The organism is Streptomyces sp. NPDC102462 (genome assembly GCF_044765425.1).
Taxonomy (GTDB): domain Bacteria; phylum Actinomycetota; class Actinomycetes; order Streptomycetales; family Streptomycetaceae; genus Streptomyces.
Genome location: NZ_JBIWKB010000069.1, coordinates 30,043 through 48,836 on the forward strand (window position 1 = coordinate 30,043; position 18,794 = coordinate 48,836).

16 protein-coding genes and 1 pseudogene are annotated in these 18,794 nt (G+C 71.2%); 10 read left to right on the forward strand and 7 right to left on the reverse strand.

What is annotated here, in order from left to right; genetic code table 11:
* Window positions 1-7: 7 nt before the first annotated feature.
* Together ACIRFL_RS37420 and ACIRFL_RS37425 are read right to left on the reverse strand one after the other, a co-directional pair.
* Window positions 8-820, reverse strand: a complete 813-nt coding sequence (locus ACIRFL_RS37420) for a PaaX family transcriptional regulator C-terminal domain-containing protein (RefSeq protein WP_404038133.1) — start codon at window positions 818-820, stop codon at window positions 8-10.
* The gene (locus ACIRFL_RS37425) at window positions 817-2,454 is read right to left on the reverse strand and encodes an AMP-binding protein (protein WP_404038136.1); all 1,638 of its coding nucleotides are present in this window, start codon (window positions 2,452-2,454) and stop codon (window positions 817-819) included. Before ACIRFL_RS37425 ends, ACIRFL_RS37420 begins: the two co-directional genes overlap by 4 nt.
* A 134-nt stretch (window positions 2,455-2,588) precedes the next feature.
* Between ACIRFL_RS37425 and ACIRFL_RS37430 the strand changes: the two genes are divergently transcribed.
* The 3 genes from ACIRFL_RS37430 (at window position 2,589) to ACIRFL_RS37440 (ending at window position 5,045) form a co-directional block, all read left to right on the forward strand.
* Window positions 2,589-4,031: an acyl-CoA dehydrogenase family protein gene (locus tag ACIRFL_RS37430; RefSeq protein WP_404038139.1), complete on the forward strand. Its 1,443-nt coding sequence runs from the start codon at window positions 2,589-2,591 to the stop codon at window positions 4,029-4,031.
* Window positions 4,028-4,426 (forward strand): RidA family protein, encoded by a 399-nt coding sequence (locus ACIRFL_RS37435; RefSeq protein ID WP_404038141.1) that lies wholly within the window; start codon window positions 4,028-4,030, stop codon window positions 4,424-4,426. Before ACIRFL_RS37430 ends, ACIRFL_RS37435 begins: the two co-directional genes overlap by 4 nt.
* A gap of 187 nt (window positions 4,427-4,613) precedes the next feature.
* Window positions 4,614-5,045 (forward strand): DUF6299 family protein, encoded by a 432-nt coding sequence (locus ACIRFL_RS37440; protein ID WP_404038144.1) that lies wholly within the window; start codon window positions 4,614-4,616, stop codon window positions 5,043-5,045.
* Window positions 5,046-5,249: 204 nt separating this feature from the next.
* On the opposite strand, the pseudogene ACIRFL_RS37445 reads toward ACIRFL_RS37440, so the two are convergent.
* A pseudogene (locus ACIRFL_RS37445) lies at window positions 5,250-5,613 on the reverse strand (DoxX family protein).
* A 239-nt stretch (window positions 5,614-5,852) separates the two neighbouring features.
* Here ACIRFL_RS37445 and ACIRFL_RS37450 point away from each other — a divergent pair.
* A complete protein-coding gene (locus ACIRFL_RS37450) occupies window positions 5,853-6,704 on the forward strand; it encodes a LysR family transcriptional regulator (RefSeq protein ID WP_404038147.1) in 852 nt (283 codons plus the stop codon).
* Between the two features lie 128 nt (window positions 6,705-6,832).
* On the opposite strand, the gene polX is transcribed toward ACIRFL_RS37450, so the two are convergent.
* Complete coding sequence (polX, locus tag ACIRFL_RS37455) at window positions 6,833-8,593, reverse strand: DNA polymerase/3'-5' exonuclease PolX (RefSeq protein ID WP_404038150.1); 1,761 nt, start codon at window positions 8,591-8,593, stop codon at window positions 6,833-6,835.
* 198 nt (window positions 8,594-8,791) lie between these two features.
* Between polX and ACIRFL_RS37460 the strand changes: the two genes are divergently transcribed.
* The 3 genes from ACIRFL_RS37460 (at window position 8,792) to ACIRFL_RS37470 (ending at window position 10,229) form a co-directional block, all read left to right on the forward strand.
* Window positions 8,792-9,007 (forward strand): hypothetical protein, encoded by a 216-nt coding sequence (locus ACIRFL_RS37460; protein WP_404038153.1) that lies wholly within the window; start codon window positions 8,792-8,794, stop codon window positions 9,005-9,007.
* Between the two features lie 273 nt (window positions 9,008-9,280).
* Window positions 9,281-9,721 (forward strand): hypothetical protein, encoded by a 441-nt coding sequence (locus tag ACIRFL_RS37465; RefSeq protein WP_404038155.1) that lies wholly within the window; start codon window positions 9,281-9,283, stop codon window positions 9,719-9,721.
* Window positions 9,722-9,773: 52 nt separating this feature from the next.
* Window positions 9,774-10,229, forward strand: a complete 456-nt coding sequence (locus ACIRFL_RS37470; RefSeq protein ID WP_404038158.1) for a protein phosphatase — start codon at window positions 9,774-9,776, stop codon at window positions 10,227-10,229.
* Between the two features lie 124 nt (window positions 10,230-10,353).
* On the opposite strand, the gene ACIRFL_RS37475 is transcribed toward ACIRFL_RS37470, so the two are convergent.
* Window positions 10,354-11,883 carry a helix-turn-helix domain-containing protein gene (locus tag ACIRFL_RS37475; RefSeq protein WP_404038161.1) on the reverse strand — a complete coding sequence of 510 codons (1,530 nt, stop codon included), beginning with the start codon at window positions 11,881-11,883 and terminating at the stop codon, window positions 10,354-10,356.
* A gap of 432 nt (window positions 11,884-12,315) precedes the next feature.
* On the opposite strand from ACIRFL_RS37475, the gene acnA reads away from it, so the two are divergent.
* Window positions 12,316-15,033, forward strand: coding sequence for an aconitate hydratase AcnA (gene acnA / locus ACIRFL_RS37480; RefSeq protein ID WP_404038164.1), 2,718 nt, complete (start codon window positions 12,316-12,318; stop codon window positions 15,031-15,033).
* 347 nt (window positions 15,034-15,380) lie between these two features.
* Here acnA and ACIRFL_RS37485 read toward each other — a convergent pair whose 3' ends face one another.
* On the reverse strand, window positions 15,381-15,917 hold the full coding sequence (locus tag ACIRFL_RS37485) for a hypothetical protein (protein ID WP_404038167.1): 537 nt from the start codon (window positions 15,915-15,917) through the stop codon (window positions 15,381-15,383).
* 251 nt (window positions 15,918-16,168) lie between these two features.
* On the opposite strand from ACIRFL_RS37485, the gene ACIRFL_RS37490 reads away from it, so the two are divergent.
* Complete coding sequence (locus tag ACIRFL_RS37490; RefSeq protein WP_404038169.1) at window positions 16,169-17,065, forward strand: carbohydrate kinase family protein; 897 nt, start codon at window positions 16,169-16,171, stop codon at window positions 17,063-17,065.
* 29 nt (window positions 17,066-17,094) lie between these two features.
* Here the strand turns inward: ACIRFL_RS37490 and ACIRFL_RS37495 are convergent, their stop codons facing one another.
* The gene (locus ACIRFL_RS37495) at window positions 17,095-17,967 is read right to left on the reverse strand and encodes a ketopantoate reductase family protein (RefSeq protein ID WP_404038171.1); all 873 of its coding nucleotides are present in this window, start codon (window positions 17,965-17,967) and stop codon (window positions 17,095-17,097) included.
* A gap of 70 nt (window positions 17,968-18,037) precedes the next feature.
* Between ACIRFL_RS37495 and ACIRFL_RS37500 the strand changes: the two genes are divergently transcribed.
* Window positions 18,038-18,703, forward strand: a complete 666-nt coding sequence (locus tag ACIRFL_RS37500) for a TetR/AcrR family transcriptional regulator (RefSeq protein ID WP_404038174.1) — start codon at window positions 18,038-18,040, stop codon at window positions 18,701-18,703.
* Window positions 18,704-18,794: the final 91 nt, after the last annotated feature.

Sequence of the window (18,794 nt, forward strand, 5' to 3'; positions counted from 1 at the left end):
GTCGGGTTCAGGTTTCCACGAACTCGGCCCCGGCGTCCCGCAGTCGCGCGTGCAGGGCGTGGAACACCTCCGCCGAGCGGGCGCCCGGCCAGCCCGTGGGCACCAGGTGCGCCGGCAGCCCGGGGTCGGTGTAGGGCAGGCGCCGCCAGGAGTCCAGGGCCAGCAGATAGTCGTGGTACGCCTCCTGGGGCGGGGTGTCTTCCCGCCGCTGCCAGGTCTGCAGCACGGGCGCGTGCGCGTCCAGGAACGCCTCGTGCTCCTTGGCGATGGCGGCCAGGTCCCACCAGCGGGCGACCGCCTCCACGGTGGGCGCGAAGCCCAGGTGCTCACCGCGGAAGAAGTCGACGTACGGGTCGAGGCCCAGCCGCTGGAGGGTGTGCCGGGCCTCCGTGTGCAGCCGCGCCGGAGCGATCCACACCCCGGGCGCCGCCGTGCCGAAGCCCAGGCCCGCCAGCCGGGAACGCAGCACATGCCGCTTCTGCCGCTCCGACTCCGGCACCGAGAACACGGCGAGCACCCAGCCCTCGTCACCGGGCGGCGCGGACGCGTAGATGCGCAGATCGCCGTCGTCGAGCAACTGCCGTGCCTCCGAGGAGAGTTCGTACCCGGCCGCGCCCCGCTCCGTGCGGGCGGGCAGCAGCAGGCCGCGTCGTTTCAGACGGGACACCGACGAGCGCACGGACGGCGCGTCCACACCGACCGCTGCCAGCAGCCGGATCAGCTCGGCGACGGGCACCGGACCGGGCATGAAACGGCCGTACGCGCCGTAGAACGTGACGATGAGGGACCGGGGGGCGTGCTGCTCGGACACGTTGATCATCTTAGGTCTTCGTGATCATTACGGGTCACCTTGGGTGCGGAGGGCGCGGAGGGTGCAACGGCGCGGAGGCGGAAACGCTGGAGCTTGCCGGTCGCCGTGCGCGGCAGCGCGTCCAGGAAGACGATCTCCCGCGGGCACTTGTACGGCGCCAGCTCGGACTTGACGAAGGCCCGCAGCGCGTCGGCGTCCCGCGCGGCACCCTCGGCCAGCACGGCGTACGCCACCACCACCTGGCCGCGCGCCTCGTCGGGCCGCCCGACCACCGCGGCCTCGACCACGTCCGGATGGCGCAGCAGCGCGTCCTCGACCTCCGGGCCCGCGATGTTGTACCCGGCCGAGACGATCATGTCGTCGGCGCGCGCGACGTACCGGAAGTAGCCGTCGGCCTCCCGGACATAGGTGTCGCCGGTGATGTTCCAGCCGCCGCGCACATAGACGCGCTGCCGCGGGTCGGCGAGATAGCGGCAGCCGACCGGGCCGCGCACGGCCAGCAGCCCCGGCCGGCCGTCGGGCACCGGGTTCCCGTCCGCGTCCTGCACGCGCGCGTGCCAACCCGGCACGGGCACGCCCGTGGTGCCGGGCCTGATCCGCTCGTCGGCGGCGGAGATGAAGATGTGCAGCAGCTCGGTGGCGCCGATGCCGTTGATGATGCGCAGCCCGGTGCGCTCGTGCCAGGTCCGCCAGGTCGCCGCCGGCAGGTTCTCGCCCGCCGAGACACAGCGCCGCAGCGACGAGGTGTCGTGTCCGTCCAACTGGTCCAGCATGGCGCGGTAGGCGGTCGGCGCGGTGAACAGCACGGACACCCGGTGCCTGGCGATCGCGGGCAACAGCTGTCCGGGTCCGGCCTGTTCCAGCAACAGCGCGCTGGCGCCGGCCCGCATCGGGAAGACCACGAGCCCGCCCAGGCCGAATGTGAAGCCGAGCGGGGGGCTGCCCGCGAACACATCGTCCACATGGGGGCCGAGCACATGTCTGGAGAAGGTGTCCGCTATGGCGAGCACATCCCGGTGGAAGTGCATGCACCCCTTCGGGCGGCCGGTGGTGCCGGAGGTGAACGCGATCAGCGCGATGTCGTCGGCGGCGGTGCGCACGGCCGGGTACGGGGTGCCGGGCGCGGGAAGGTTCAGCAGGTCGTCCGGCGCGTCACCGCCGTACGTCGTGATGCGCAGCCCGGGGACCTCGGCCCTCGCGAGGTCGGCCACGGACCGGATGTCGCACAGGGCGTGACCCACCCGGCCGATCTCGCAGATGGTGGCCAGCTCGTGCGGGCGCTGCTGGGCCAGCACCGTGACCGCGACGGCGCCCGCCTTCAGCACCGCGAGCCAGCAGGCCGCGAGCCACGGAGTGGTCGGGCCGCGCAGCAGGACCCGGTTGCCGGGGACCACGCCGAGGCCGGCGGTCAGCACATGCGCGAGGCGGTCGACCCGGGCGCGCAGCTCGCCGTAGGTCCATGAGCCGCCCGTGGGGGTGTGGAACACCGGGCGCGCCGGGTCGGCGTGGTCCAGGAGTTCCGCGGCGCAGTTCAGCCGGTCGGGGTAGCGCAGCTCCGGCAGGTCGAAGCGTAGCTCGGGCCACTCGTCGGGCGGCGGGAGGTGGTCGCGCGCGAAGGTGTCCACGTGCGCCGAGACGTTCATGGCGTCTCCCCCCTTGCCGGCCGGGCTCGTGGTGGGCTCGCGGATCGAGCGTATCGTGTCGGTGACGACAGTCAATGGCCCGCGATACCGTCGGGGTGGGGTCGCGACGACCCGCCGTGGAGGGAGGAACGGCAGTGCCCGCATTCGCACTCGAACCCGAGCAAACCGCCTGGTGTGCCCGGTTGCGCACGCTCGCCGCGCAACGGCTGCGCCCGCTGGCCGAACAGGGTGAGTCCGGCCGGGTCAACCGTCCGCTCGTCGCGGAACTCGGCCGACTGGGCCTCATCTCCCGGATGTTCGACTCCGGCGCCCTCGACCTGTGTCTGATGCGGGAGTCCCTGGCCCACGCGTGCACGGAGGCCGAGACCGCGCTCGCCCTCCAGGGGCTCGGCGCCCATCCGCTGCACGCCCACGGCACCCCGGCCCAGCGTGACCGCTGGCTGCCGCGGGTCGCCGACGGCAGCGCGATCGCCGCCTTCGCCCTGACCGAGCCCGGAGCGGGCTCCGACGCCGCGGCACTGGCCCTGCGGGCGGAGAACGAGAACACGCGGGACCCTTCGGACTTACGGGATGTTCCGGACGCGCGGGATGCGCAGGGCGCCCGGGACGCTTCGGACTTGCGGGACGCGCAGGGTGTGCGGGACGCGCAGGGCACGCGGGGCGCGCGGGACGTGCGTGACCGGCAGGACGGGCAGGACCTGCGGGAGGGGCAGGGCGTGCGGGACGCTTCGGACTTGCGGGGCAGGCAGGACACGCGGGACTCGCAGGGTGTGCCGGACGGGCAACGGGCGTCGCTGGACGGTGAGTTCGGTGGTGGGACGGTGGCCGAGGCCGACGGCGCTCGGCGGTGGCGGCTCACCGGCGCGAAGTGCTGGATCTCCAACGCGCCCGAAGCCGACTTCTACACGGTGTTCGCGCGCACCACCCCGGGCGCCGGCGCCCGCGGCGTGACCGCCTTCCTCGTGCCGGCCGACCGGCCAGGACTCACCGGAACCGCCCTGGAGATGCTGTCACCGCACCCCGTCGGCACCCTCGACCTCGACGCCGTGCCCGTCACCGCGGACGACGTGCTCGGCACGCCCGACCGCGGCTTCCGGGTCGCCATGGGCACCCTGAACCTGTTCCGCCCGAGCGTCGGCGCCTTCGCGGTCGGCATGGCACAGGCCGCGCTCGACGCCACCGTCGACCACACCCGCCGAAGGGACGCCTTCGGCGGCAAGCTGAAGGACCTGCAGTCCGTCGCCCACCAGGTCGCGGAGATGGCCCTGCGCACCGAGGCCGCCCGCCTGATGGTGTACGCGGCGGCCACGGCGTACGACGAGGCCGCGCCGGACGTCCCGCGGCGCGCCGCGATGGCGAAGCTGCTCGCCACCGAGACCGCGCAGTACGTCGTCGACACCGCCGTCCAATTGCACGGCGCCCGAGCGCTGCGCCGGGGCCACCTCCTGGAGCACCTGTACCGCGAGGTACGCGCCCCGCGGATCTACGAGGGCGCGAGCGAGGTCCAACGCGGCATCATCGCCAAGGAGTTGTACGCCCCGCACGCCGCATCGCGCACTTCCCAGGAGGCCCCGTGACGGCCGAGCGCATCAACCCGCCCGACCTCTCCCCGCCCGTCGGCTTCTCCCACGCCGTGGTCGCCACCGGCACCCGGCTGGTCTTCCTGGCGGGCCAGACCGCGCTCGACGCCGACGGAAAGGTCGTCGGCGACACCCTGCCCGAGCAGTTCGAGCGGGCGCTCGGCAACCTTCTCAGCGCACTGCACGCGGCCGGCGCCACCCCGGCCGACCTCGCCCGGGTCACCGTCTACGCCACCGACGTCGCCGCCTACCGCACCCACGCCGCTGAACTCGGCCGCGTCTGGCATCGGTTGGCAGGACGGACGTATCCGGCGATGGCCGTCGTCGAGGTGGTGCGGCTGTGGGACGAGCGGGCCATGGTGGAACTCGACGGCTTCGCCCTCCTCGACTAGGCGCTCCGCGGGGGGCGGTAGGGGGTTGCTGTGCGGGTGCCGGTGCGTTGTGGCTGGTCGCGCAGTTCCTCGCGCCCCTATGGGGGCTGTGACGCGCCACTGATGGGGTGACGTCAGAGGAGTGGGTCCGGACAGGCGGTAGGACCTGAGGTGACCCCCACCACTTCACGATCCCGGGAGGTACCCCATGCCCGTACGCCCCGTTCTCGGCGCGGCCGTCGGTGGCGTCGCGCTGCTGCTCGGCGCGCTCGCGCCGGTGACCGCTGCCGCCGCCCCCGCCGAACGCGTCACCGTCGACTCCGTGGGCCGGGTCGCCGCCGACGGCACCGTCGTCCTCACCGGCACCTACCGGTGCGGCGCGGGCATCGGCCCGGTGTTCGTCAGCTCCTCGATCGGCCAGGGATCCACGCAGGCCCGCTACGGCGTCGGCGGCACCCGCGCGCTGTGCGACGGCGCCGAACACCGCTGGGAGAACTCCGGCACGGTGCCGTCGGACCGGATCGCCCCCGGGACGGCACACGTCGAGGCCACCCTCATGGAGCTGCGCCCGCAGGGCGGCCTGCCGCTGCCGTACTTCCACGCCACCGGTCGGCAGGACGTGACGCTCGTCGCACGCTGACCCGCGTCCCCGGCGCTCGTTCCGCCCCGGCCGAACGAGCGCCGGCTCACGAACCCGTACGCCCTCACCACGACGGCACGGGAGGCGAGCCGTCCCACTACGGCGCCGGAAGTGAGCCGTCGCGGCGCAGGGCGCGGACGCGGCGGCCGGCCTGCCGGGAGTTCATGCTCGGGGGCGGGGCAGGCGGGGGTCTGACGACAGGGCCTAGGACAGCCAGGTCGTGGCGAGCCAGCAGGTGAGGGCCGCGGTGGTGACGAGCGTGACGTTCAGGGCGATCCGGCGGTCGCCGAGGCTCAGGTGGACGCCGATCGCACCGATCTGCAGCAGCACGAACCCGATGGCCGCGGCCAGGGCCAGCCAGGGCGCGATGCCGGTCAGCGGCGGCAGGACGAGCCCGGTCGCGCCGAGTACTTCGAGGACCCCGGGTCCGCACGGCCGGCATCGGCATGCGGTCCACCCAGGCCATCATCGGCCGCAGCCGCTCACGGGTCCTGATCACCTTGATCCCACCCCCGTAGAGGTAGAAGAGCGCGAGCAGGCCGGCGACGATCCCATACGCGAGGTTCATGATTCCCATCTGTGGTGGTCGGTGGTCGGTGGTCGGTGCTGCGGACACCGGGGTCTACGCGAAGTCGTCGGCGGGCTCGGTCGCGTACCGGCTCATCGCCCGCACGCTCGCTTGCGGGGTCGGCGCACCGCCGCCCACGTCATCGGTTGGTCCGTCATGATCCGATCCACCGCGCGGGCGCCGCGGCCGGCCAAGACCGATTAGGTGACGCCGATACCCCACGGGTAACGTCGCAGGTCATGGAGCTGCGCACGCTGCGCTATTTCGTGGCCGTCGCCGAAGAACTCCACTTCGGCCGGGCCGCCACCCGGCTGCACATGAGCCAGCCGCCGCTGAGCCGGGCGATCAGGCAACTGGAGACCGAGATCGGCGCCGTGCTCCTCAACCGATCCGCCGCCGGCGTCACGCTCACCCCGGCCGGTACGGCACTGCTGGAGGAGGCGCGTGCCCTGCTCGCCCGGGCCGACCGGGTACGCGTGCGCGTGGCCGCCGCGGCCGGCACCGCCACCCTCACCGTCGGCATCCTCGGCGACAGCACCGACCCCGGCGCGAGACGGCTGGCCGCCGCCTACCGCAGGCGGCACCCGGGCGTCGAGGTCCGCATCCGCGACACCGACCTGACCGACCCGACGTGCGGGCTGCGCGCCGGACTGGTCGACATCGCGCTGACCCGCGGGCCCTTCGACGAGACCGGCCTGACGGTGCACGAACTGCGCGCCGACCCGGTGGGAGCGGTGCTGCGCGCCGACGATCCGCTGGCGCGCCGCGACCGGCTGCGGCTGGCCGACCTGGCCGACCGGCGCTGGTTCCGGTTCCCGGACGGCACCGACCCGCTCTGGCAGGCGTACTGGAACGGCGGTGAGCCGCGCGAGGGCCCCGTGGTGCGCGCGGTCCAGGAGTGTCTGCAGGCCGTGCTCTGGAACGGCACGGTGGGGATGACCCCGCTCGGCCACGAACCACTCGGCGAACTGGTCGTGGTACCGCTGACCGACATGGCGCCGAGCCGCGTGGTGGCGGCCTGGAACGAGAACGACCCGAACCCCTTGCTCCGCTCCTTCGCCCACATCGCGACGGCCGCCTACCGGTCCTGAACGCCGGGGACCCCTCCGGGCAGCGCCCCAAAGGCGCGCCGCGAACTGCGCGCCCAGCCACAACGCACCCGCACCCGCACCCGCCCGAGGGCATGGCGTGGCACCCACGAACCGCACGGTCAGGCTGGTCAGGCGTGGGACCTCCGCCCGGCCCGCCCCTTGCGCAGGAACCGCCGCAAACGAGTCTCCGGCCAGGTGTTGATCACATCGTCCCCGGTGAGCCAGCCGCGCTGCGCCGTACCCACGCCGTAGCGCATGTTGGCCAGGTGCAGGACGGAATGCGCGTCGCTGTCGACGGCGAACTTCACTCCGTGCCGCCGGGCCCGCAGGATGTCCTCGTCGCGCAGGTCCAGCCGGTCCGGATGGGAATTGATCTCCAGCGCGGTGCCGGTGCGGGCGCACGCCGCGAACACCTCGTCGAGATCGGCGTCGAGGGGCGGCCGCTTGCCGATGATGCGGGTGGTGGGGTGACCGATGACGTTGACGTACGGGTTCTCGCAGGCCCGCACGAGCCGCCGGGTCAGCTCCCCGCGGGTCTGGTTGAAGTGCGAGTGCACCGAGGCCACGCACACGTCGAAGCCGGCCAGGAACTCCTCGGGCCAGTCGACGCCGCCGTCCGGGTCGATGTTCAGCTCCACGCCGTGCAGCAGCCGCATGCCGCGCCGCCCGCCCCGCCGGCCGAACGTCCCGTCGAGCTCCCGCACCCGCTCGCGCTGGGCCAGCATCCGTTCCTCGGTCATCTGCTGCATGTACAGGTTCGGCCCGTGGTCGGTGATCGCGTAATAGGCGTAGCCGCGCTCGGCCGCCGCCTCGGCCATCTCCTCCAGCGGCGCGAGCCCGTCGGTCAGATCGGTGTGCGTGTGCAGGTCACCCCGCAGGTCCGGCTCCCGCACCAGGTCGGGCAGCGCGTCGTGCAGCCCGGCCTCGATCTCCCCGCGGTCCTCGCGCAGCGGCGGCGGGATCCAGGGCAGCCCCAGCCGGGCGTAGACCTCCTCCTCGGTCTCGGAGACGATCTTCTGCCCGCTCTCGACGTCGAACAGCCCGTACTCGGACAGCTTCAGCCCCTGGTGCACGGCCAGCTCCCGGGTGCGGATGTTGTGTGCCTTCGAACCGGTGAAGTACTGCAGCGCCGCGCCCCAGGAATCCGGCGGTACCACCCGCAGGTCCACGGCCAGCCCCTTGACGGTGCGTACCGAGGTCTTCGCCCGGCCGTGCGCGATGACCTCGGTGACGTACGGCAGACCGGTGAAGGCGTCCATCACCGGGTCCGACTCCTCGGCCGCGACGAGGACGTCGATGTCCCCGATCGTCTCCCGCACGCGGCGCAGCGACCCGGCGTAGGTGCAGCGGCGGCAGCCCGTCACGCGGGACAGCTCCCCGACGATGTCGTCGGCGAGGTCCATCGCCACGTCGAGCAGCACCCGGTCGCCGGAGGACTGCAGCAGCTCCACGCCGTGCAGGATGTTCTCCTCCGTCCTGGGGCCGAAGCCCTTCAGGTCGCGCAGCTTCTCGGCGTGGATCGCGTCGACCAGCTCGTCGACCGAGGAGATGCCGAGTTCTTCGTAGACGGCGAGCGCCTTCCTCGGGCCGAGCGTCGGGATGGCCGTCAGCCGCCGGACCCCGGCCGGGATCTGCGCGCGCAGTTCGTCCACCGCTGACACGCTGCCGGTGCGGAAGTACTCGGTGACCTTCTGTGCGATCGACGTGCCGACTCCGGGGATCTCCCGCAGTCCCTTGGCGTCGAGCGTGGACACGTCGGCGTGATAGCCGCCGATGGCGCGCGCCGCCTTCTCGTAGACACGTGCCTTGTAGGCGTCTCCGCCGGTGATCGAGATCAGGTCCGCGTACTCCTGGAACAGCGCCGCGACCTCGTCGTTGGACCGAGCCATGCGTTCCGAGTAGGCAGGAATGCCGGGTTTCATTCCTTCCCGCGCGCGCCGGTCGACCCCGTCGCTTTCCTCCGTACGGCGGGCTTCGCCGGCGTCCGATGACGTCCGGCGGCGTACCGAGGGTGTTCGACTGCTTACCGGCGGCGTTCGACGGGCGCGGACGGGCATGAGCGGCGCGGCAAGGGGCATTCAGTAGCTATGGAAGGCGCGCCTGTGATTGTGCAGCCGCCGAGCCCTGACGGCGGCAGGCGGGTCACGATCCGCGGCGAGTACGTGGGCACCGCGTATCACCTGCTCGATCTGGTCGAGTTCCTGCGCCGGACCGGCCTGCCCGAGACCGACACGACGCTCGACGACCCGGCCCTGATCGAGTGGCGCGGCGGCGGCCCGAAGGCCTGGACCCCAGCGGAGTGACCCACCGCACCGACCCCCACCCCGCACGGCGCTGAGCCGGCGCCGCCGGCGACACGCGTCCTGTCGCCTGCTGGGCCGCGTGCGGATGGCGCGACCTGGTGCACGAGCGCCGCCTGCGACGCCGGCGGAGGCTCAACCCGCCCGATGTGGTCCCTACCGACGCGCGCATCATGCTCTTCCCTGGCCCTGTCCGGGATCGAGCGGGACGTGGACGGGGAGGACCGGCTGAGTGGATCGGCCGTGAGCCCGGGGAGCTGCACGGGCCGTGCCCGGGTGATCCACGAGATCGCGGACGCTGACGCGCTGGGGAGGGGGGAAGTCCTCGTCGTACGCCAGGTGACGCCTGAGTGGGCGCCGCTGCTCGCCCGGGCGCGCGCTGTGGCGGCCGATGTCGGGGGCGCGGCTGAGGAGCGATCCCTGAGCCCGGCCGAGTTCCATGCGTTGTTCACCGACTCCCGCCTCCGGTTCCCGCTCCTGGTGCGGATCGAGTTCGCCGTCCAGGCAGCGTCCAGCCTGGGCCTGGTGCCCTTCCTGGTGCTCGTGCTCCTGTCGATCGAGGTGTCCGACATCCTGCCGACCCTGCCGGGCCAACCGGGCACCTTCGAAGCGGCCGTGCTGGGCGCGACGGCGGGTTTCCTCGGGCAGGCCGAGGCTTTGGCCTTGCGCTACTCTTCCATGCCCAACTGGTGCTTCCCCAGATCCCTTTGGGGATGATTGCCATGGCCGGCGGATCAATTGCAAGGGACCGATCGGAACGGAATTCACCATGACCGAACCGTGGAACGCCGATACGCCCAAAATGATGACGCTCCCCTCGGGGCGGAGGGTTCGCGGACGTGGGCTCAGATACGACCTTCCGGAGGGACAGACTCCCACGTTGGCCGTACATCTGACGGAGCATCAGCCACCCGAGACGCCGTGGGAGTCTCTGTGGATTCCCTGGCGGGATTTCTGGCTTCCCGCCGACTCCATGGACGCTATGCGCAAACTCCGCGTGGCGTACGACCGCGCCACGGACGAACGCCTGGAGATCTGTTGCGGGGGCGGCGTCGGACGCACCGGCACGGCTCTCTCCGCGTTGTGCGTCTTCGAGGGCATGGACCCCAAAGAGGCGGTCAAATGGGTGCGGCGGAACTACCACTCCCGTGCGGTCGAGGTGCCGTGGCAACGGCGTTTCATCCGCCAGGTGTTCACCGCCGGCGCGGCCGGCCAGGAGCGGTAGTAGGGGTCGGCTCCCGCGCTGTGCGGCCCGGCGATTCTCCGGACTATTGGAGCAGAGATGCCGCCGCACCCTTCCTTGACCCGCTGAGTAGCAGGTCAAGGAAGGGTGCGGCGGCATTCGTACATCAGATGTCCCGGAAGATCTCGATCTGGGCGCCGATCGAGTTGAGGCGTTCGGCGAGGTCTTCGTAGCCGCGGTTGATGACGTAGACGTTGCGCAGCACCGACGTGCCCTCGGCGGCCATCATCGCGAGCAGGACGACCACGGCGGGGCGCAGCGCGGGCGGGCACATCATCTCGGCGGCGCGCCAGCGGGTGGGGCCCTCGACCAGGACGCGGTGCGGGTCGAGCAGTTGCAGCCGGCCGCCCAGGCGGTTGAGGTCCGTCAGGTAGATCGCGCGGTTGTCGTAGACCCAGTCGTGGATCAGTGTCTTGCCCTGGGCGACCGCCGCGATGGCCGCGAAGAAGGGCACGTTGTCGATGTTCAGGCCGGGGAACGGCATCGGGTGGATCTTGTCGATCGGCGCCTCCAGCTTGGAGGGCCGCACGGTCAGGTCCACCAGACGGGTACGGCCGTTGTCGGCGACGTACTCGGCGGTGCGGTCGTGGTCGAGTCCCATCTCCTCCAGGACCGCGAGTTCGATTTCCAGGAACTCGATCGGCACCCGGCGCACGGTCAGCTCCGACTCGGTGACCACGGCGGCGGCCAGCAGGCTCATCGCCTCCACCGGGTCCTCGGAGGGCGAGTAGTCGACGTCGACGTCGATGGTGGGCACGCCGTGCACGGTGAGCGTGGTGGTGCCGATGCCCTCGACCCGCACGCCCAGCGCCTCCAGGAAGAAGCACAGGTCCTGGACCATGTAGTTGGAGGAGGCGTTGCGGATCGTGGTGACGCCGTCGTAGCGGGCGGCGGCGAGCAGCGCGTTCTCCGTGACCGTGTCGCCCCGCTCGGTCAGCACGATCGGGCGGGCGGGACGCACGGACCGGTCCACCGTGGCGTGGTACTGACCTTCGGTGGCGGCGACCTCCAGACCGAACCGGCGCAGCGCGATCATGTGCGGTTCGATGGTGCGGGTGCCGAGGTCGCAGCCGCCGGCGTAGGGCAGCTTGAAGGCGTCCATGCGGTGCAGCAGGGGGCCGAGGAACATGATGATGGAGCGCGTGCGGACGGCCGCCTCCGCGTCGATGGACTCAAGCTCCAGCTCGGCGGGGGGCACGATCTCCAGATCGACCCCGTCGTTGATCCAGCGGGTGCGGACGCCGATGGAGCTGAGCACTTCCAGCAGGCGGTACACCTCTTCGATGCGGGCGACCCGGCGCAGTACCGTGCGGCCCTTGTTCAGGAGCGTGGCGCACAGCAGGGCCACGCAGGCGTTCTTGCTGGTCTTCACGTCGATGGCGCCGGACAGGCGACGGCCTCCGACCACCCGGAGATGCATGGGGCCCGCGTAACCCAGCGACACGATCTCGCTGTCCAAGGCTTCGCCGATTCGGGCGATCATCTCAAGGCTGATGTTCTGGTTCCCGCGCTCGATTCGGTTGACGGCGCTCTGGCTGGTGCCGAGTGCCTCCGCGAGCTGTGCCTGTGTCCAGCCGCGGTGTTGGCGGGCGTCACGGATGAGCTTGCCGATGCGTACGAGGTAGTCGTCTGCCATGAGGTTGAGGTTATCTCAGATATGAGATGGCGCCCGCTGGGGGGGTCCACCAGGGTGATGGGACGTCAGTGTCCCCTGATGCCAAGGGTGATGTGGCAGATTCAGGGTAACCGGACAGAGTGATAAATCATTAGATGTCCCGTTATGTCGCGCACGCGTGTCGACTTCGAACGAGCGTCCGTCCTGGCGCCCCGCGCCCGCGCCCGCATCGGCATGGGGGCGGGCGCTCGCGCCCGTATGCGCGGGGCGGTCCGGGCATGACCATTCCGGCCCCATGTACTAGAGTTATCTCGACATCGAGATATCTGCCGAGGGCACCACAGCCGCCACCCGGGTAAGGATTACGTAACTTAGCCTTACCTTAGCGGATCGGCCCCGTGGCCGTGGCGGCAGGATCGTGGTGGTACGCGCACATCAATGAAGGAGACTGTCGTGTCGGCGAACAGCTTCGACGCCCGCAGCACACTGCAGGTGGGCGACGAGTCGTACGAGATCTTCCGGCTGGACAAGGTGGAGGGCTCGGCCCGCCTGCCGTACAGCCTCAAGGTCCTGTTGGAGAACCTGCTCCGCACCGAGGACGGCGCGAACATCACCGCCGACCACATCCGCGCCCTCGGCAGCTGGGACTCCAAGGCCCAGCCGTCGCAGGAGATCCAGTTCACCCCGGCCCGCGTGATCATGCAGGACTTCACCGGCGTCCCGTGCGTCGTGGACCTCGCCACCATGCGCGAGGCGGTGAAGGAACTGGGCGGCGACCCCGCCAAGATCAACCCGCTGGCCCCGGCCGAGCTGGTCATCGACCACTCCGTCATCGCCGACAAGTTCGGCACCAACGACGCCTTCAAGGCGAACGTCGACCTTGAGTACGGGCGCAACAAGGAGCGCTACCAGTTCCTGCGCTGGGGCCAGACCGCGTTCGACGAGTTCAAGGTCGTCCCGCCCGGCACCGGCATCGTCCACCAGGTGAACATCGAGCACCTGGCCCGTGTGGTGATGGTGCGCGACGGCAAGGCGTACCCGGACACCCTGGTCGGCACCGACTCGCACACCACGATGGTCAACGGCCTCGGCGTGCTCGGCTGGGGCGTCGGCGGCATCGAGGCCGAGGCCGCCATGCTCGGCCAGCCCGTCTCCATGCTCATCCCGCGCGTCGTCGGCTTCAAGCTGACCGGTGAGCTGCGGCCCGGCACCACCGCCACCGACCTCGTGCTCACCATCACCGAGATGCTGCGGGCGCACGGCGTCGTGGGCAAGTTCGTGGAGTTCTACGGCGAGGGCGTCGCCGCCACTTCCCTCGCCAACCGCGCCACCATCGGCAACATGTCGCCGGAGTTCGGCTCCACCGCCGCGATCTTCCCGATCGACGACGAGACCCTGAACTACCTGCGCCTGACCGGCCGCAGCGTCCAGCAGGTCGCGCTGGTCGAGGCGTACGCCAAGGAGCAGGGTCTGTGGCTGGACCCGAAGGCCGAGCCGGACTTCTCCGAGAAGCTGGAGCTGGACCTGTCGACGGTCGTCCCGTCGATCGCAGGACCGAAGCGCCCGCAGGACCGCATCGTCCTCGCCGACGCCGCCCAGCAGTTCAAGTCGGACGTGCTCAACTACGTGGACGTGGTGGACGAGGCGGGCAAGGAGTCGTTCCCGGCCTCCGACTCCCCGGCGGTCGCCCCGAACGGTGCCCCCTCCAACCCGGTCCAGGTCACCGCCCCCGACGGCACCACCTACACCCTCGACCACGGTGCGGTCACGGTCGCGGCCATCACCTCCTGCACCAACACCTCCAACCCGTACGTCATGGTCGCCGCCGCGCTGGTGGCCAAGAAGGCGGTGGAGAAGGGCCTGACCCGCAAGCCGTGGGTCAAGACCACCCTCGCCCCGGGCTCCAAGGTCGTCACCGACTACTTCGACAAGGCGGGCCTCACCCCGTACCTGGACAAGGTCGGCTTCAACCTCGTCGGCTACGGCTGCACCACCTGCATCGGCAACTCCGGCCCGCTGCCGGAGGAGGTCTCCAAGGCCGTCAACGACCACGACCTCGCGGTCACCTCGGTGCTGTCCGGCAACCGCAACTTCGAGGGCCGGATCAACCCCGACGTCAAGATGAACTACCTGGCCTCCCCGCCGCTGGTCGTCGCGTACGCCATCGCGGGCTCCATGAAGGTGGACATCACGCGTGACGCCCTGGGCACCGACCAGGACGGCAACCCGGTCCACCTGAAGGACATCTGGCCCAGCGAGGCCGAGGTCAACGACGTCGTCGCCAACGCCATCGGCGAGGACATGTTCGCCAAGTCGTACAAGGACGTCTTCGCCGGCGACGCCCAGTGGCAGGCGCTGCCGATCCCGACCGGCAACACCTTCGAGTGGGACGCCGAGTCGACGTACGTCCGCAAGCCCCCGTACTTCGAGGGCATGGGCATGGAGCCGGCCCCGGTCGAGGACATCGCCGGCGCCCGCGTCCTGGCCAAGCTGGGCGACTCGGTCACCACCGACCACATCTCCCCGGCCGGCGCCATCAAGGCCGACACCCCGGCCGGCAAGTACCTCACCGAGCACGGTGTGGAGCGCCGCGACTTCAACAGCTACGGCTCCCGCCGCGGCAACCACGAGGTCATGATCCGCGGCACGTTCGCCAACATCCGCCTGCGCAACCAGATCGCGCCGGGCACCGAGGGCGGCTACACCCGCGACTTCACGCAGGGCGGCGGGCCGGTCTCCTTCATCTACGACGCCTCGCAGAACTACCAGGCCGCCGGCATCCCGCTGGTCGTCCTGGCCGGCAAGGAGTACGGCTCCGGCTCGTCCCGCGACTGGGCGGCCAAGGGCACGGCCCTGCTGGGTGTCAAGGCCGTCATCGCCGAGTCCTACGAGCGCATCCACCGCTCCAACCTCATCGGCATGGGCGTGCTGCCGCTCCAGTTCCCGGAGGGCGCCTCCGCCGAATCCCTCGGCCTGAGCGGCGAGGAGACCTTCGCCATCTCCGGCGTCACCGAGCTGAACGACGGCACCACGCCGCGCACGGTCAAGGTGACCACCGACACGGGCGTCGAGTTCGACGCGGTCGTCCGCATCGACACCCCAGGTGAGGCCGACTACTACCGCAACGGCGGCATCATGCAGTACGTGCTGCGCAGCCTGATCCGCAAGTAGGCACCGGCCGAAACGACCAAGGGCCGCATCCCCCGTAAAGGGGGGTGCGGCCCTTCGTCGCGTTTCCCTGCAGGCGGCGGCCCCCCAGTTGGACGACCGGGCGGCGGCCGCGGCGGAGCGCGGTGCGGCCGGCGCGGCGCGCCATCCGGAACGCGCCGGGGACCTGTCCTTCCTCGGCGACGCCGGGCAACGGGCGGGCATGCTCGCGGCCCGGCTCGACGCGAACGGGAAGATCCTGTCCGCGGCGGTGCGTGTGGTGCCGGTGCGGCTGCGAGGCTCGGGGGTGCCGTGTGGGCTGGCCTCGGGAGATCCGCGTGGGTGGGGCTCGGACCGTCGCGTCCGGTGGCTTATGCCGCGGAATCGAGGCCGTGTGGTGGCAGGTGCCGCTCGGTGCCGGGCTGGGCCTGGCCGATGATCAAGGTCAGGGTGGCGGCGCCCGCCGCGAGCAGCCCGCCGATGGCGTGCACGGCACGCTGGTCGTGCCGGCGCAGCGCGTCGTACTCGCTCTTCGACACCTCGACCTGTTCATGGGTGGCGCTGCCGAGGTCGATGGCGTAATAGCGACCGGCCTCGGTCCTCCCGGCCTGGCGGGAGGTGTCCGCGACCATGCCGCCGGCCGTCAGACCGATACCGGACGCGAAGAGAAAGAAAAGAAGGAAGCGCACGGAGCGGGGCAGCCGCCGCACGGCCGGCCAGTGATCCGCGCGCGTGACCTTCGTCCCGTCGGCCCGCAGCGCGATCCCACGCGCGACGGTCACGATGAACAGCGGGAAGAGCAGGGCGAATTCGATCGTCACCAGCCCACCGTGGAACGGCACCGGCCGGCCCGGCAGGAGCGTGAGCGCCGACACCAGCAGCGAGAGCCCGCTGAGCGCGAGCGCCACACCGGCGTGGACCTTGAAGCTGGTCTTCACGAGCCCGGTCCGCCCTCATACCGGAACCAGCAACCACGCGCCATCATGGGCGAGTTGACGCGAAAGGCCGGGGAAGACACAGCAATCCGCGCCTTGTTGAGACACCCCGCCGCCGGGTGGTTCGGTCTGCGTCTGTCGGCCACGGACCGAGGGTAGTCGACCACCGGATGCCGACGGCCCGAGTTGCGACCGGCAAAGGGCACGACGAGGGGAACGGCATCATGGCGACGGCCTTGTTCTGCGGAGACATAGCGTTCGATGTGGCGCTGCGCGTGCCCCGCTTTCCCGACCCGGACCAGAAGACGCACGCGTTCGAGCACCTGGTGAGTGCCGGAGGGGTGGCCGCCAACGCGGCCGTCGCCTGCGCCCGGCAGGGCGTCGACGCGGCGCTGCTGGCCGTCGTCGGGGACGACGTGTTCGGCGCGTACGCCACGGACCGCCTCGCGGCACATGGGGTCGACGTCACGGGTGTCACCACCACACCGGGCATGACCGCGCTGTCGGTGTGCACCCTGGCCGAGGACGGGGAGAAGCGTCTCGTCTACACCTCGTCGGTCTCGCAGTACCCCCCGCCGGAGCGGGTGCGCGACGCCGAACTGGCGGGAGTGGACTGGATCCACACCTCCTGCCTGCACCCGGAGGGCGCGGCGGTGCTCGCGGAGCGGGCGCGCGCCGCCGGCATTGCGCTGTCGATCGACCTGGAACCCCTTGCGCTCGCCCACGGCATGGACGCGCTCGCCCCGGCCCTGCACGGGGCGGCGGTCGTCTTCCTCAACGAGCGGACCGCGGCGGAGATAGGCGACGTGCACGGCTTCGCAGCGCGCCACCGGCTCAAGTCGGTGGTACGCACCGGGGGATCACGCGGGGCGACGCTGACGTACGAGTCCGGCGAGATCGCCGTGGCGCCGCCGCCCGCCGCCCGTATCGTCGACACCACCGGAGCCGGCGACTGCCTGGCAGGCGTCTACATCGCCCGCTCCCTGTGCGGCGCGGACCCGCACTCGGCGCTCCGGGCGGCGGTGGCCTCGGCGACGTACGCCTGCGGCCACCTCGGCGCGCAGGGCGGATACCCGGACGGACCGACGACGGACGAACTCCTCGCGGCTGCGGACGCCTGACCGCCAGAGCGCACCTCCACAGGGGTCGCTCAGCGGGCTCCCGCAGGGGCACGGAGCTGTTCGGCCAGCCGCTCAAGTTCGGCCGCCGTGGCAGGCGAGAGGTCGCTGAGTCCGCTGTGCACGGCCGTCGGGCTCTTCAGGAAGCGCCGGAGCACGGCCACGAGGAGCCCTTGCGGCAGAGCCCGCAACGCGGCGAACGCGCGAGGTACCGGCGGTGTCTGTAGCGCGGCGAGGTTCTGCCGCATGAGGTGGAGCATGCCGCGTACCGCGTCCGGGGCGTCGGCCAGCGCTGCCGGGCCGCCGGCCGTGTGTACCGCCTGACCGAGCGGGACCGCGAACGCGGCGTGCGTCCTGAGCCAGGCATCCATCCGCGGCTCGGCCTTGGCGTTGATCCCGGCGGTACGGAACGTCTCCACGATCCGTACCAGTCGCGGGGTGGTACGGCCGTCGGGCTCGCCGATCGGAATCGCGACCCGGCGGGTGATGACATTGCTCTTGCGGTAGCGGACCACGTCGCCGTCCATCGTGCCGCCGGTCGTGGGAAAGCCGAGCAGCACCCGCTCGTGGCCGATCACCGTACCTAGCATCTCCGGGCCGGCTGCCCAGTTGAGCAGGAACAGCACATCACCTTGGACACCGGCGAGTGATTCCAGCACCGCGTCCACCTGGTGGGTGCGGACGACGACGGTGATCAGGTCGTACCCGCCGTCCGGGTGCTCGACCACCGGTACCGGCACCCGCCTGACAGCTGGGCCGTCTTCCTCGGCGAGCTGCACTCCCTGCCGGCGCAGGGCGGTCAGGCGCTCGCCCCGGGCGAGGAGCGAGACGTCGTGGCCGGCCTCGTGCATGTGGGCGGCGAACAGGCTGCCGCACACTCCGGCGCCGTACACGAGCAGCTTCATGACAGCCCTCTTTCATACGTTCGTTTGATTCATACGTTCGTTTCATTCAAGCATATGTAGAGTCCCTCGTGTGGCGACCCCAGACACCCGCACCCAGATCCTCGACGCGGCCGAGCACCTCTTCGCCGAGCACGGATACCGCGGCACCTCGGTCCGCGCGATCACCAAACTCGCCGGAGCGAACCTGGCCGCCGTCGGCTACCACTTCGGCTCCAAGGCGGAGCTGATGGCCGCAGTCGCCCGCCGCGTGATCGAGCCCATCAACGCAGCCCAGTGCGCCGCGCTCGACGAACTGCTCGCCCGGACCCCCGACCCACCGGTCAGCGAACTGGTGGAGGCGTTCGTGGGGCCGCTTTTCGACGAGATGCCGGCCGGCGACGAGGGCGGCGCCCGGACATCCCGGCTGATCGTGACGATCCTCAGCGACCCGGCCGAGGAGGCACGCAGTTGGTCCGGCGCGGCCGAGAACTCGGTCAGCGAGCGCTATCTCGCGGCCTTCGCGCGCGTACTGCCCGGCCTTTCCCCGGAGGAGCTGCGGTTCCGGATGCGGGGGATCCTCGCCGTGACGGCCGTCGACCGCCTCGAAGTCCACCAGCAGCCCTCCCCTGGCTGCGCGTCCCCCGTCGCGGGCGAGGCGGCCCGGCGCTGGGCGATCACGTTCCTGACGGCAGCGATGAGCGCACCACCTTCCAACAGCGCGGCACTACAGGGCGAACGTCGGTTGATGCGGCACTAGTGTCTCGTGATCCTGTTCATGGAACCTGAGGCTTCTGTGATCGTTGAGTCAGGTATGGATCTCTCCTCTGAACAGATGGCAGAACTGCGGG